The 14,625-nt window shown below is 52.7% G+C and carries 15 protein-coding genes; 7 read left to right on the top strand and 8 right to left on the bottom strand.

All coding sequences use genetic code 11. From position 1 onward, the window contains the following. Window positions 1-130 precede the first annotated feature (130 nt). On the top strand, window positions 131-907 hold the full coding sequence (locus tag KSF73_07715) for an SDR family oxidoreductase (protein MBV1775602.1): 777 nt from the start codon (window positions 131-133) through the stop codon (window positions 905-907). 57 nt (window positions 908-964) lie between these two features. On the opposite strand, the gene KSF73_07710 is transcribed toward KSF73_07715, so the two are convergent. The 6 genes from KSF73_07710 to dnaA form a co-directional block, all read right to left on the bottom strand. Beyond that, window positions 965-1,810 (bottom strand): alpha/beta hydrolase, encoded by an 846-nt coding sequence (locus KSF73_07710; GenBank protein MBV1775601.1) that lies wholly within the window; start codon window positions 1,808-1,810, stop codon window positions 965-967. Window positions 1,811-1,875: 65 nt separating this feature from the next. Then, window positions 1,876-2,709 (bottom strand): hypothetical protein, encoded by an 834-nt coding sequence (locus tag KSF73_07705; GenBank protein MBV1775600.1) that lies wholly within the window; start codon window positions 2,707-2,709, stop codon window positions 1,876-1,878. A gap of 179 nt (window positions 2,710-2,888) precedes the next feature. Then, a complete protein-coding gene (locus tag KSF73_07700; GenBank protein ID MBV1775599.1) occupies window positions 2,889-3,365 on the bottom strand; it encodes a peptidylprolyl isomerase in 477 nt (158 codons plus the stop codon). A gap of 170 nt (window positions 3,366-3,535) precedes the next feature. Further along, on the bottom strand, window positions 3,536-5,935 hold the full coding sequence (gyrB, locus tag KSF73_07695) for a DNA topoisomerase (ATP-hydrolyzing) subunit B (protein ID MBV1775598.1): 2,400 nt from the start codon (window positions 5,933-5,935) through the stop codon (window positions 3,536-3,538). 275 nt (window positions 5,936-6,210) lie between these two features. After that, window positions 6,211-7,317 (bottom strand): DNA polymerase III subunit beta, encoded by a 1,107-nt coding sequence (gene dnaN / locus KSF73_07690; protein ID MBV1775597.1) that lies wholly within the window; start codon window positions 7,315-7,317, stop codon window positions 6,211-6,213. Between the two features lie 241 nt (window positions 7,318-7,558). Beyond that, on the bottom strand, window positions 7,559-9,004 hold the full coding sequence (gene dnaA / locus KSF73_07685; protein ID MBV1775596.1) for a chromosomal replication initiator protein DnaA: 1,446 nt from the start codon (window positions 9,002-9,004) through the stop codon (window positions 7,559-7,561). Window positions 9,005-9,292: 288 nt separating this feature from the next. Between dnaA and rpmH the strand changes: the two genes are divergently transcribed. From rpmH to KSF73_07655, 6 genes are all read left to right on the top strand, one after another. Continuing rightward, complete coding sequence (rpmH, locus tag KSF73_07680) at window positions 9,293-9,427, top strand: 50S ribosomal protein L34 (GenBank protein ID MBV1775595.1); 135 nt, start codon at window positions 9,293-9,295, stop codon at window positions 9,425-9,427. Window positions 9,428-9,475: 48 nt separating this feature from the next. Next, entirely contained in the window at window positions 9,476-9,832 is a 357-nt protein-coding gene (rnpA, locus tag KSF73_07675) for a ribonuclease P protein component (GenBank protein MBV1775594.1), read from the top strand. Continuing rightward, entirely contained in the window at window positions 9,817-10,056 is a 240-nt protein-coding gene (gene yidD, locus KSF73_07670; protein ID MBV1775593.1) for a membrane protein insertion efficiency factor YidD, read from the top strand. Before rnpA ends, yidD begins: the two co-directional genes overlap by 16 nt. Window positions 10,057-10,070: 14 nt before the next feature. Beyond that, entirely contained in the window at window positions 10,071-11,732 is a 1,662-nt protein-coding gene (yidC, locus tag KSF73_07665) for a membrane protein insertase YidC (GenBank protein MBV1775592.1), read from the top strand. Window positions 11,733-11,819: 87 nt separating this feature from the next. Continuing rightward, window positions 11,820-13,169 carry a tRNA uridine-5-carboxymethylaminomethyl(34) synthesis GTPase MnmE gene (gene mnmE / locus KSF73_07660; protein MBV1775591.1) on the top strand — a complete coding sequence of 450 codons (1,350 nt, stop codon included), beginning with the start codon at window positions 11,820-11,822 and terminating at the stop codon, window positions 13,167-13,169. A gap of 198 nt (window positions 13,170-13,367) precedes the next feature. Then, window positions 13,368-13,652, top strand: a complete 285-nt coding sequence (locus KSF73_07655; GenBank protein MBV1775590.1) for a hypothetical protein — start codon at window positions 13,368-13,370, stop codon at window positions 13,650-13,652. Window positions 13,653-13,679: 27 nt separating this feature from the next. On the opposite strand, the gene KSF73_07650 is transcribed toward KSF73_07655, so the two are convergent. Both KSF73_07650 and KSF73_07645 read right to left on the bottom strand, forming a co-directional pair. Further along, window positions 13,680-14,054 (bottom strand): carboxymuconolactone decarboxylase family protein, encoded by a 375-nt coding sequence (locus KSF73_07650; GenBank protein MBV1775589.1) that lies wholly within the window; start codon window positions 14,052-14,054, stop codon window positions 13,680-13,682. A gap of 315 nt (window positions 14,055-14,369) precedes the next feature. Beyond that, the gene (locus KSF73_07645; GenBank protein ID MBV1775588.1) at window positions 14,370-14,519 is read right to left on the bottom strand and encodes a hypothetical protein; all 150 of its coding nucleotides are present in this window, start codon (window positions 14,517-14,519) and stop codon (window positions 14,370-14,372) included. Window positions 14,520-14,625: the final 106 nt, after the last annotated feature.

Below are 14,625 nucleotides of genomic sequence, written 5' to 3'. Positions count from 1 at the left end.
AAGATGAATCGGCCAAAAATACGCATCAAGCCACTGATATAAAAGATGCCTAAAGCAATATCCTCAAACGGATATCCGCGACATCAAACACATCATCAATGGATTTTCTTTTTATGAAAGCGAGTCAATCATGCATCACCCACTCTTTTCCGGTAAGCAACTCTTAGTCATCGGCGGCACCAGCGGTATCGGTCTGGACACAGCCAGATTGGTGCTCGCGCAAGGTGGCAGCGCGATCATCGTCGGCAGCCGTGCCGACAAAACCGAAGCTGCCCGCCGTGAACTGGCCGCCATCGGCCCAGTGCAAACCTTTACCGCTGACCTTGCCAGCGAACAGGGTCTGCGCGACCTGCTGGCCGCGATCAATGACGGAAAAATCAATGCAGACCTGCTGGTAAATGCCGCAGGCGTGTTCTTCCCCAAACCTTTCATAGAACACACCGATGCCGATTATGAGCAGTACATGACGCTCAACAAGGCATTTTTCTTCATCACTCAGGCGGTTGCCCGCAATATGATCACGCGCCAGCAAGGCGGGGCAATTGTGAATGTCGGGTCGATGTGGGCCAAGCAGGCCATTGCTGCGACGCCGTCCTCAGCGTATTCCATGGCCAAGGCCGGCTTGCACGCACTCACCCAGCATCTGGCGATGGAACTGGCGCCTGATGGCATCCGCGTCAATGCGGTGTCGCCTGCAGTGGTGCATACCCCCATCTACGAAGGATTTATCCCCAAGGAAGAAGTGGCCACCGCCTTACAGGGCTTCAATGGCTTCCATCCCATTGGCAGAGTGGGCACCCCGCGTGATGTGGCCGAAACCATTGCCTTCCTGCTATCCGACAAGGCCAGCTGGGTCACCGGTGCGAACTGGGATGTGGATGGAGGGGTGATGGCGGGTCGAAATTAAGCATATCCATGACAGGACAGGGTGATCAGCGCCCTGTCCATTCCACCACCAGACAGGTTATGACTGCTTGGCTTCTACGCGCTTCAGCAAGGCCTGAATCTCTTCAATCACCAGCCACGGGTCCTGTTCATCGACAAAATGGGATGAATAATGCATGCGTACATGGCGGGCATCCGGCGCATCATTGAGAAACTGGGTTTGTGCAGCATCCCAGGTGGCGTTATAGGCATCCACATCACTGTAGCTCATCCGCGCCTGCCGAATCGTATTGTGCGGCAACCCGCGTGAAAGAACCGTCACGGGTACCTTGATTGGCTGGGCATGCGCATCGAGGAATTGCACAGCCTCCTCAAAATCCTCATGTGAATGGGTAAATTTCTCCCACTTGAAGATGTTCTCCATGATGGCCCAGCCATCAGGCGACAATGCCGACTTCAGCGAGCCATACCAGCGTTCATGTGCGCAGTCTGCATAGACAAGGCCGCTTGCGCCATGCGGATGGGAAAAGAGATACGCCCGCGCCAGCAATCCACCAAACGAATGCGCCACCAGTACCGGCTTATCCCAATGGCGATCCTTGATTAGGCTATCCAGTTCATCTACCAGCGCTGACATCGGCCGGGGTGCCTGCAGAGGGCTGCTCTGGCCACTGCCTGCCCGGTCATACATGCAGATTTGATAGCCCTTGGCCGCGAAATTTCGGTAGATATTCTTGTAAGTGGATTGCACATCCAGCCCCATCCCCGCGAGCAGTAACACGGTTTTCGGGCCTTCACCCCTGCATTGCCAGGCGATCTGCTGTCCATTGACTGGACTCATCTGAAAGGCATTTGCACTATCCGCATTTGCCTGCAAAGATGCACCAGCCAATAGCATGCCAGCACTCAGTAACCATCGCTTCATCAGATTCCGCCTGTCTTTATGCATGAAATGGATCGCTATCATACTGCTGAATCTCATTGCATGGATCAGAAGGAGTCCGGTGCCCATACCTGCGGGTGTCGAATGTCGAACTTGTGCAGTACGGTACCGATCTGTTTGCATATTGATCGCGCAAGGGTTTCCTGTGCATCAATGGTGGTGACTGCATGCTCATCAAATTGCCCCACCCACACCAAACCGCCCGTATGGATATCGGTCAGCCGAATGGATACACGAGCACGTGTAGATTCAAAACGGACACTTCCCTCTAGCGCATAAGCAATATCCTGATCAGCCAGATTCAAGGAACGGCCAAATGCCGATGGTGTCACAATTCCACCTACCGTATGAAATAATCGTGTTAATAATTCTTCACGTAATCCAAGTGCAAATTGGGCATCATTATGATCCATTGAGATGCCTTGAATTGACAATACAATTAATTTAGCAGTATCTGTATTTTCCATTTCCGGACACATACGATGAATCATCGGGACATAGTTTCCCAAGGGAATTTCAAAACGAATCGAATGTAATGCAGCATGTTGCGAATAATACTGTTGTAGCTTTTCGCGCAAGCGTCCAACCTGAACACGTACGATTGGATCCACGCAGGGATCGTAGCTGGACGGATGTTTATCGAATACATCCAGTCCAATCGAATATTCCTTGAGCGTATGACTGGAACCGGAAATGACGTGCTCTACAAGATAACGCAGCAAGCGACTTAAGCGCTTCGAACGTGTAAACAAGTCGCTCGCGAGCATGCGCTCTAACTCTCCACCGATCAGCACAACGTCCGTTCTAGTATCTAATGCCTGTGTAACATCCCGATTCGATGCCTGCTCAGCATAAGCAGGTAGCATGTCCAGTGTATCCATGATCCGTCCCTCTCTTGATCGCTTCATGTCCTGTTGGATAAACAGGCGTTCTGGATCGGACTATAAAGATCATGATGCAAACGCTTTCTTCCGAATTCCTTCCCTTACATAACATACTGATTATAAATAAAAAAACGGCGGGAAATGCCCGCCGCTTTTAGCTGATCGAATGCAATGAATCAGTGCTGATGCCCATGTTCACCATGCACATGCTCGTGTTCGACTTCTTCCGGTGTGGCTGCACGCACAGCGATCACCTTCATGGCAAAACGCAGGGTCTCGCCGCACAGGGGATGGTTACCGTCCAGCATCACCACCTGGCCTTTGATCTTGTTCACGAAGTAAAAGCGCGGTTCGCCATCGGGACCCATACGCTGAATCTGCCCGCCAACCTTGATACCGGGCGGGAATTCTGCCTTCGGCATCGTGGTAACAAGTGCTTCGTCGCGCGGACCAAACGTATCTTCGGTGGGCAATTCAACTGTAACCGTAAAACCAGCTTCCTGGCCTTCCAGCGCATCTTCCAGCTTGGCAAACAAGTTTTCGTAACCACCATGCAGGTAGGCCATCGGTTCCTTGCCGTCTTCATAGACGTTGCCAAATGTATCCGTTACTTTCAGTTTAAGCGTAACAGCGGTGTCTTTTGCGATTTTCATAAGATGAACAGATTCTTCATTCACATTGCTCAAGGCTTGATTATACCCAGTTAGCAATTTGTGTTTTAAACGAGTCGATCAATGGCTACTTGCATGCTTAATCTGGCGGTCTAAAATAAATATCCCGAATGTGAAAATTCGGGATATTCAATTCGGACAATTAAATCAGATTAAACATCAATATTGCGCGCAATTAACGCATTATTTTCAATAAACGCACGTCTTGGCTCGACATTGTCGCCCATTAGCGTCGTAAAGATGTCATCAGCAGCGATTGCATCTTCAATTTCCACTTTCAGCAAGCGGCGGACAGATGCATCCATGGTGGTTTCCCACAGTTGTTCCGGGTTCATTTCACCCAGACCTTTATATCGCTGAATCGACATATTACGGCGCACTTCGTTCATCAGCCAGTCCAGCGCTTCCTTGAAGCTGCCAATCGCACGTTCGTGCTCGCCACGCTTCACCGTTGCACCCGGCTGGATCAGCCCTTCCAGCATATCGCCGGTTTTACGCAACTGCGCATAATCGCCAGACAGGAAAAAATCCACGTCGAGATACTGAATGGCTACATTCCCATGCAGGCGCTTGTTGATACGTAGCACCCAGGCATCGTTCTTTTCGTCACGTGCCGTATCAACGGTGTAAGAAGCATCAGCAACCGCGGCGGTCAATGTCGCGGCACTCGATTCGGCACTGGCCTGATCACGCAGATTGACCGGCGCAATCTTCATCAATGCGTACAGCACAGCCGGATCAACGAGACGACTTTCGCGTTCCACCACGCCTTCGGCGATCAGGAACTGGCGTGCAAGTGCATCCAGCGCATCGCCCGTGATCACGGTGCCACCGACGGAAGGTGTCAGATGAGCGTCTTTCAGCGCCAGCTGCAGCAGGAACTGGTTGAGCTCGCCTTCATCCTTGAGATAGCGCTCGCTCTTGCCGACCTTGGCTTTGTACAGCGGCGGCTGGGCAATGTAGATGTAGCCACGCTCCACCAATTCCGGCAGCTGACGATAGAAAAAGGTCAGCAGCAGCGTACGGATGTGTGCACCGTCCACGTCCGCATCGGTCATGATGATGATGCGGTGATAGCGCAATTTTTCGATGTTGAAATCGTCTTTGCCGATCCCGCAACCCAATGCGGTGATCAATGTCGCAACTTCCTGACTCGACAGCATCTTGTCGAACCGAGCCTTTTCCACGTTCAGGATTTTACCCTTGAGCGGCAGAATAGCCTGATATTTTCGGTCACGACCTTGCTTGGCGGAGCCGCCGGCAGAATCACCCTCGACGAGGTAAAGTTCTGATAATGCAGGATCTTTTTCCTGGCAATCGGCCAGTTTACCCGGCAGACCCATACCATCCATGACACCCTTGCGGCGTGTCAGTTCGCGGGCACGGCGGGCGGCTTCACGAGCACGAGCCGCTTCCACAATCTTGCCGCAGATGATCTTGGAATCATTGGGGTTTTCCAGCAGAAACTCAGCCAGTTTTTCGCCCAGGATTTCCTGAACAATCGGGCTGATTTCGCTGGAAACCAGTTTATCTTTGGTTTGCGAGCTGAATTTCGGATCCGGCAGTTTGACGGACAGCACGCACACCAGACCTTCACGCATATCATCGCCAGCGGTTTCAACCTTAGCCTTCTTGGCCAGTTCGCTTTGCTCGATGTAGGTATTCAGCGTCCGGGTCATCACCTGACGCAATGCGGTCAGATGGGTACCACCATCACGCTGCGGGATGTTGTTGGTGAAACACTGAACGCCTTCCTGATAGGAGTCGTTCCATTGCATGGCGCATTCCACGCTCATGCCGTCCTTTTCACCAAAGGCGTAGAAAATCTTGGGATGCAGCGCAGTTTTGTTGCGGTTCATGTATTCCACGAACGCAGCCACACCGCCATCAAACTGGAACAGCTCTTCCTTGCCCTGACGACGGTCGACCAGCTGGATCTTCACGCCATTGTTGAGGAAGGACAGCTCGCGAATCCGCTTGGCGAGAATTTCGTAATGAAATTCAACCAGACCAAAGGTCTCGACAGACGCCATAAAGTGGACTTCCGTACCGCGATGTTCGGTATGGCCAATCACTTTCAAGGGCTCAACAGCCAGACCCTGACGGAATTCCATCTGGTGGATCTGGCCATCACGGCGAATAGTCAGGCGCAGCCAGTCGGACAAGGCATTCACGACGGATACACCCACGCCGTGCAGACCACCAGACACCTTGTAGCTGTTCTGGTCAAATTTGCCGCCTGCATGCAGTTCGGTCATCACGATTTCGGCAGCAGAGCGCTTGAATTCGTCATCTTCCTTGATGGCTGTCGGAATACCGCGGCCATTGTCGGTGATGGAAATCGAGTTATCTGCATGAATTGTCACGGAAATATCCGTGCAATGACCTGCCAGTGCCTCATCGATGGCGTTATCCAGCACTTCGAACACCATGTGATGCAAGCCCGTACCATCCTGCGTGTCGCCGATGTACATACCGGGACGCTTCCTGACGGCTTCGAGGCCCTTCAGGATCTTGATACTGTCTGCACCGTATTCTTGCTGTTCGCTCATCGTTTTTTTCCGGACAACCGTTTTACTGCTGCTTAACACGTGCAAAGCGAATCAGCAGACTCACACTGTTTACGCTTCGCGAGGCTATGCCTGTCGCCAGGGTTATGCCATAACCTACTGATTTCGTTGAAATTTACTGTTCATATCCCGATGCGATACCTATCCACATGGATTGATCTGCAGCTGGGTCAGTACGGCAAATTACAACTATTCCAGCCACCAGAGAGGTGGCCGGAACATCGGCAGAATTGCGCATTGTACGCTGATTTTTCCGATTAGATGCGCATCGGCATCACAACGTACTTGAAATCTTCCTGATCCGGGATGGTGACCAAGGTCGAACTGGTGGTGTGTTCACCAAATGCAAACACCAGTGTTTTGGCATCAATATTGGTGAGTACATCAATTAAGTAGCTGATATTAAAGGCAACATCGAGCGGTTCACCTTCGTAGCCAATTTCCAGTTCTTCCTGCGCTTCTTCCTGCTCGCTGTTGTTGCAAATAATTTTCAGTGTTGCATCTGCGAGCACCATGCGGACACCGCGAAACTTTTCGTTCGACAAAATGGCCGCGCGTTGCAACGAACCGAGCAATTGCACACGATCCAGCGCAACCAGCTTAGTGTTGTTGGTCGGAACCACGCGGTTGTAGTCCGGAAATTTGCCGTCAACCACCTTGGAATGAATCACGATCTGGCCGAAGGTGAATTGCACCTGATTGCCAGCGATATCGACTTTGACCTCGTCATCAATGTCGGCCAGCAGTTTGTACAGCTCGGTAATTGTCTTGCGCGGCAGGATCACTTCGTTGCGAGCCAGATCTGCATCCAGCTGGCTTGCAACAAATGCGAGCCGGTGACCATCCGTTGCGACCAGTTTCAGTGAACTACCTTCCGTGACCATGCACAGACCGTTCAGGTAGTAGCGAATGTCCTGATGCGCCATAGCGTATTGCACACGCGAGAGCAGATTTTTCAGCGCCTTTTGGGCGATACGGAAACTCTGACGCACATTCTGATCGATCTGCAGCGTCGGAAAATCTTGTGCTGGCAGTGTTTGCAAATTGAAACGGCTCTTGCCTGCCTTCAGGGTTAAACGGCTGTCGTCCTGATCAAAGCTCACAGTTGCACCGTCTGGAATGGCTCGCAGAATGTCCTGCAGCTTTTTGGCGGATACGGTGAGCTGGAAATCGACACCGCTCTCCATTGCCTGTTCGGTGCGGATCTGAATTTCCAAGTCTGTAGCGAGAAAAGACAGTACGCCGTTTTGTTTGGCAATCAGCACGTTGGACAGGATAGGCAGGGTGTGTCTGCGTTCGACAATACCGGTGACGGTAGTCAGGGGTTTGAGCAGTGCATCCCGTTCAGTCTGTAATAGCAACATGATGATAGTGTTCCTGATAATAGTTTGATAATGTGCGTTGTTTTCTGTGGATAACCGATTTTCTCTTTTTCAATCATCCACTTGCGTGTTTTCCAGAGTGTGAATCCAATCCGTCAGGTCCTGTGGGTTGTTTGTGTTGCGATTTTCCGCTCCACCGCGATCATGCAGTTGTCCACAAATTTCCCTGAGCTTGTACAGGATTTCATCCTCAGATTCTCCACCTGTTTGCTGTTTACTTCACTCAGTTGCGTAACATCTGGGTGAGCACGTTGTAATCATGATTCAGCTCGCTATCCGTCTGGCGCATCTGGGTGATGGTGCGACAGCCGTGCAGTACGGTTGTATGGTCACGTCCGCCGAATGCTTCGCCAATGGCCGGCAGGCTCATATGGGTCAGATCCTTTGTGAGTGCCATGGCAATCTGGCGTGGACGAGCAATATCGCGGGTACGCTTCTTGGAATGCATATCCGCCACCTTGATCTTGTAGAAGTCGGCGACTGTCTTCTGAATCGTCTCTACCGTGATCAGCTTATTACCGGCAGCAAGAATGTCCTTCAGTGCTTCCTTGGTCAGTTCCAGGGTAATCTGCTGACCGGTAAAGCGTGAGTAAGCCAGTACCCGCTTCAGCGCACCTTCAAGTTCACGCACATTGGAGCGGATATTCTTGGCGATAAAGAAGGACACGGTGGAATCAAGCTTGAATCCGTCTGTTTCTGCCTTCTTGTTCAGAATCGCCACACGCATTTCCAGCTCTGGAGGCTCGATCGCCACGGTCAATCCCCATCCAAAGCGCGAAATCAGGCGATCTTCGATGCCTTCAATTTCCTTGGGATAGCGATCAGACGTAATGATCAGCTGCTTATGGCTCTCAATCAGCGCGTTGTAGGCGTAGAAGAATTCTTCCTGCGTACGATTTTTGCCAGAGAAAAACTGAATATCATCAATCAGCAGTAAATCTAGCGAATGGTAGTAGCGCTTGAACTCGTCGAATGACTTGTGCTGATAGGCTTTCACCACATCTGCGACATAGCGTTCCGCATGGATGTAGCGAATGCGTGCCTGTGGATTATGCTGGTGGACATAATTGCCAATGGCCTGAATCAAGTGAGTCTTACCCAAACCCACGCCACCATACACAAACAGCGGGTTGTAGGCTTCGCCAGGATTTTCGGCGATCTGATGCGCAGCCGCACGCGCCAGCTGGTTGGCCTTACCGGTCACCAGCGTATCAAAGGTAAAACTAGGATTGAGGCGAGTGTTTTCGTTGGCGGCACCAATCTGACGGGCAGCATTACTGCCTGTGATGACAGCAGGTGCGGGCATTAACTCGCCATCATCCGGTATCAGGTTATCCACCGCTTCGGGAGGAGAAGGCGGCTCGTAACTTGCTGGCCCGGCTGGACGCATAGCGGGTTTGACGATCGGACGAACGGCGGGTGCATTCTGAGCAACCTGCAACTGCAGGGGCATCGCCTCGCCGAAAAAATCCTGCGCATAGCGCTCTATGATCGGCAGATAGCGATCTTTGACGAACTTGAGCGTAAACAGATTGGGCGCATACAGCATGAGACTGTCTTCAGCTGCCTCGAAGCGGAGGGGCTTAATCCAGGTGTTGAACTGCTGTGCGGACAACTCTTCGCCAAACCGCGCGAGACAGGCCGGCCAAAATTGCTCAACAGGTGACATCGTATCCAGTGTAAAACGGCAAAGCCGGGACGGTGAGCGCGATGCGGCATGTTGATACCGCGCGCATGTCATTGAAAGCATGACTGATATGTCATTCGTCACCTGTGTAAGATGACTACGTGGACAACCGTCCGGTCAAGGTTGATCGGAGGGCTATTCTATTCGTTTTCCACTATCTTATCCACAGGATCGCCAAGGGTAGATAGATAAAACAAGCATTGACAAGCTCGTGATTTTTATGTCTAATTGCGCGTTTCCGCATTTTGTAACCGTTCAAAGGTCCAGGCCATGAAACGCACTTATCAACCGTCAGTTGTTCGCCGCAAGCGTACTCACGGCTTCCTGGTTCGCAGCCGCACCCGTGGTGGCCGTGCCGTTCTGGCAGCCCGTCGCGCCAAGGGTCGTCACAGCCTGTCCGTCTAAGGACGCGCCGTGCAAGTCGAATCGACTGTCTCAATCAAGAGACAAGATTTGACAGGCCGCTTTACCCGGCAGCAACGCTTGTTAAAAACGGATGAGTTTTCATCCGTTTTTAATTTGCGCCGTAGCCAATCCAACGACTTCTTCCAGGTCTGGATCCGCCCTAACGGGTTGGATCGGGCCCGGTTGGGCGTGGTGGCTGCCAAGCGCGTCGACAAGCGTGCCGTGGGTCGCAATCGCGTCAAGCGATTGGTCCGCGAGCAATTCCGACTCCATGCGCCGCAGCTATGCGGACTGGATTTGATCGTCCGAGCTAAGCGTCCCCTCACGCATCGTAGCGATACGGGTCCTGCCCGCGCTGCGCTGCTTCGCTTGTTCAAGCGCTTTACGCCATGTCGCGACTCCTGATCGCGCTGCTCAAGGCGTATCGCGTATTGTTGAGCCCCTTGCTGGGGTCCAACTGCCGTTTTACCCCCACATGTTCGCAATATGCCATTGAAGCCATTGACAAACATGGCACATTTCACGGTAGCTGGCTTACAATGCGGCGGCTTTGCCGTTGCCATCCCTGGGGTGGTCACGGCCATGACCCGGTTCCACCCGTGATGCCGGGTTCACATTCAAGAAACTGACAGGACTTCCCTGCATGGACATCCGCAGACTGATCGTCTTTTTTATCCTTTCCTTCGCCATTTTGTTTGGCTGGAATGAATACCAGAAGCGCACGCATCCCGAACGGTTTGCCGTGCAGGAACAGCAACAGGTGACGGCCAAAGCCCAGCCTGTCGATGCTCAACCCAAGGCAGATGTGCCCGGCGGGCTACAGCGTGGTTCTCGCATCAAGGTCACAACAGACCTGATGTCGGCCGAAATCGATACGGTCGGCGGCGATATTCGTAAATTGGCCTTGCTCAAACATGGCCAGCACGACGATGCCAGCAAACCATTCGTACTGTTTAATGAGGCCTCGGGTGATACCTACGTAGCGCAGACCGGTCTGTTTGGTGGAAATGTCGCCAATCTGCCCTTTCATCGCACGCTGTTTACCGCACAAACTGGCGACTTCAAGCTGGTAGATGGCCAGAAAAATGTGGTCGTTCGTCTGGAAGCGCCTGAAGTTGCTGGTGTAAAAGTTGCCAAGATTCTGACGTTTACCCGTGATAGTTATGTCGTAGACGTAAAGTATGAAATCACCAACCGTGGCGCCACGCCGCTGACAACCTCTGCATACTTCCAATTGCTCCGTGACAGCCATGTACCGGAAGGCTCAGGAGGGGGCATGGGTTCGTCTTCTTTCACTGGTCCGGGCGTGTACGGCGACGAGCATAAGCTGGAAAAAATCGAGTTCAAGAAGCTCGATAAGGGTACGGCTGAGTATCCCAAGACTGCCAAGGATGGCTGGATTGCGATGATGCAGCACTACTTCACCAGCGCATGGATGCTGAGTCCGAATGGCGGGAAGAATGTCTGCGCGCCACAAGCATGTAATTTCGAAGTGAAGTCCACCGGTAGCGGCTTGTATACCGCTACGGCTGTGACGCATCTGCCAGCAATTGCATCCGGTACCACCTATTCCTTCTCCGTACCGCTGTATGCCGGTCCGCAGGAAACCCGTCGTCTGCAGGCTGCAGCCGAAGGTCTGGATCTGGTGAAGGATTACGGCATGTTTGCGGTGCTGTGTCGTCCGCTGTTTGCCCTGCTCGATCTGATCCACCAGTATGTGGGTAACTGGGGCTGGGCGATCGTGATCATGACCTTCATTATCAAGATCGCGCTGTATCCGCTGGCCGCGTCCAGTGCACGTTCGATGGCCAAGATGAAGCTGCTGGCCCCGCGCATGGAACGTCTGAAGGAAAAATACGGCGATGACCGCATGAAATTCCAGCAGGCGGTGATGGATCTGTACAAGCAGGAGAAGGTGAATCCGCTGGGCGGCTGTCTGCCGATTCTGCTGCAGATGCCGGTTTTCCTGGCGCTGTTCTGGACACTGTCGTCCGTCGTGGAAATGCGTCAGGCACCGTGGGCATTCTGGATTCACGATCTGGCCAAGCCTGATCCCTTCTATGTTCTGCCCATTCTGATGGCTATCACCAGCTATGTGCAGACCTTGTTCAATCCGCCTGCTACCGATCCGATGCAGGACAAGATGATGAAGATCATGCCAGTGGCGATGTCGGTGCTGTTCCTGTTCTTCCCGTCGGGTCTGGTACTCTACTATGTGGTCAGCAATGTGCTGCAGATCGCACAGCAATGGTGGATTACCCGTCAGATCGAGCAGGAAACAGCCGCTGCGAAGGCCAAGGCCTGATCGTTGTGGTGTAATCAACGATGCCGCCTTCGGGCGGCATTGTTGTATGTTGAAGTAGTGAACCATCGAATGTCCAAAGTGTGCCCCATGACGACCCTACCAAGCCGAGACACCATCGCCGCAATCGCCACCGCGCCGGGTAGAGGAGGGGTGGGTGTGATTCGACTGTCAGGTAGCGGATTGCAGCCATTGGCAACCCTGCTGGCGGGTAAATCACCCAAGCCGCGATTTGCCCACCATGTGCTTTTCACCGATGCGCAGGGGCAGATCATTGATGACGGCTTGCTGCTGTATTTCCCCGGCCCCGCCTCGTTTACGGGTGAGGATGTGATCGAGTTGCAGGGACACGGTGGCCCAGTGGTGCTGCAAATGCTGCTGCGTCGCTGTGTGGAACTGGGCGCGCGCTTGGCGGAGCCCGGCGAATTTACCCGGCGGGCGTTTTTGAATGACAAGCTCGATCTGGCACAGGCTGAAAGTGTCGCCGATCTCATCGATGCCAGCTCGGAAGCCGCTGCGCGCTCGGCTTTGCGTTCTTTATCAGGCCAGTTTTCCACACGGATTCACCAGCTGGTGGATGGGCTGATCAATTTACGGATGCTGGTAGAAGCGACGCTCGACTTTCCGGAAGAGGACATCGATTTTCTGGAAGCGGCAGATGCGCGTGGCAAACTCGCGCAAATAAGTACACAATTGGACGCTGTTTTATCCACTGCCCGTCAGGGGCAGTTGTTGCGCGAGGGCATGCATGTTGTGCTCATCGGCCAGCCCAATGTGGGTAAATCGAGTCTGTTGAATGCCTTAGCGGGATTCGATGCTGCAATTGTCAGTGACATTGCTGGAACGACGCGTGATACTGTGCGCGAGCTGATCCAGCTTGATGGCGTACCGGTGCATATTATCGACACTGCAGGTCTGCGTGATACCGATGATCATGTGGAACGCATCGGGATCGAACGGACATGGCAGGCCATTGAAAAAGCGGATGTGGCGCTGCTATTAATGGATAGTCGAGAAGGTATCACCGCACACGATCAGGAGATTCTGTCACGTCTGCCTGAACGTCTTGAATGCGTGCACCTATTCAACAAGATTGATCTCACCGGCGAATTGCCGGGAGTACGGACAGTTGATGCGCAAGAGACGATTCATGTCTCTGCCAGAGATGGGCGTGGACTGGCTGAATTGCGCACATCGCTGCTTGCACGGGTTGGCTGGCAAGGGGAATCTGAAGGGCTCTTTCTGGCACGGGAGCGCCATCTGGATGCGATTCGCCAAGCACAGCATCATGTGCAGACAGCGAATGTGATCTGGCAAAGCGTCGAATTATTTGCTGAAGAATTGCGCTTGGCGCAGAACGCGCTATCCTCCATTACAGGTGAATTCACTGCAGATGACTTGTTGGGCGAAATTTTCAGCCGTTTCTGTATTGGTAAATAAAGCAGATAGTGTGGTGTGGAGTAGGATTAAATTGCGGTGTGCAAATAGATGAATTTTTTGCAAAAACACCAAAAGAGTGTGGAAGGGCGTACAATTAATTCACTAATTGATTGAATCCGGACCTGTTCTGGTCGATCTTTCAATCAAGAGGTATTTTCAGACCGATTGCCTGTCTCAAAACAGGACAACTCAGATAGCATGAAAAGTAAACAAACAATCAAACACAATAAGCCGGCGACATCGAGCCACGAAGCTGCTCAGGCACGCGCTGCACTGGAGGCGCTGTTTGGCGATGCCCAACCAGCGGTGAATACCGATCCTAAATTGCCCGATGGCGATGCACTGGTTGCGCGCAAGGCAGCGGAAGCCAAGGTAGTTTCCTCCAAGATCGACCTGCTGCGCCGCAAGCGCGAAGCACTGGACGAAATCTTACGTGAAGCACAGCGCCACGGACTGACAATCGACGACCTGCGTTCGACCTGATAGACCTAAACTGCAGGCCGACGTTTTTTAGACGGGTTCGGGCCCGATGATGGCGCTTGCCGTTTTGAGCGCTTCTGCTGCTGCCGGCACGCCGCAGTACACAGCAGCATGAAGGAGCACTTCACGTATCTCATCGGGATGTGCGCCATTATTGATTGCGCCACGCAGATGGCCTTTCAGTTCCTGGGTGCGGCCAAGCGCTGTCAGCATGGCCAGCGTCACCAGACTGCGTGTTTTCAGATCAAGCCCGTCACGTTGCCAGACGCTGCCCCAAGCATGCTGGTTGATGAAATCTTGCAATGGACGTGTAAAAAAGTCGGCATTGGCATGCGCTTGGTCGACAAACACATCGCCCATCACCTGACGGCGAACCGCTTCGCCTGCCTGGCGGGTATCGTCCATCTTTATCTCCCGAACAATCATCGTTACATCTCAAGAGATGCATTGTCGCGCGGCATGCTGCGTCGCAGCAATTTTCTTGGCGATACGGACGCGAATGTGTGGGAAAAAAGATGAGTCCCGGAGCGGGGCTGGGGGCGGACGGCTGGGGAAATCCTGCCGGTCGAGACGGCGGAAAACGGGTTTCCGCGTCTCGAAGAACTGGCTGTGCCTGGCATCTGGTTCGCCTAGATTAGGGCTCAGTATCAGATGGACGCTGACGCCGCGAACCGATGCAGCTTGGGTAAGTAAATCTACTGCGATGAAAATGCCTGTATTTTAGGCAGTACGTTCTACACGAACAGCTTCGTCAGTCTGGTTGTCCAGATTCACGGGTGTTTTCAGTGTGGATGCCATGGCAATCACGACCAGGATGCCAATTGCAAAGACGAACGTGGCATCGAAGAGTTCATTCAGACGGTGCTTCATGGTGCTGCTCCTTGCTGTTTCGGAATGTGTGTATTATCCACCACAGACCATTACAGAAAAATTGACGTGCGACAAATAGTATGAATATGGGTGTGGGATGCGATTG

The organism is Burkholderiaceae bacterium DAT-1, assembly GCA_019084025.1.
In the GTDB taxonomy this organism is placed as follows: Bacteria; Pseudomonadota; Gammaproteobacteria; order Burkholderiales; family Chitinimonadaceae; genus DAT-1.
This window is presented reverse-complemented; position numbering and strand designations above follow the sequence as displayed.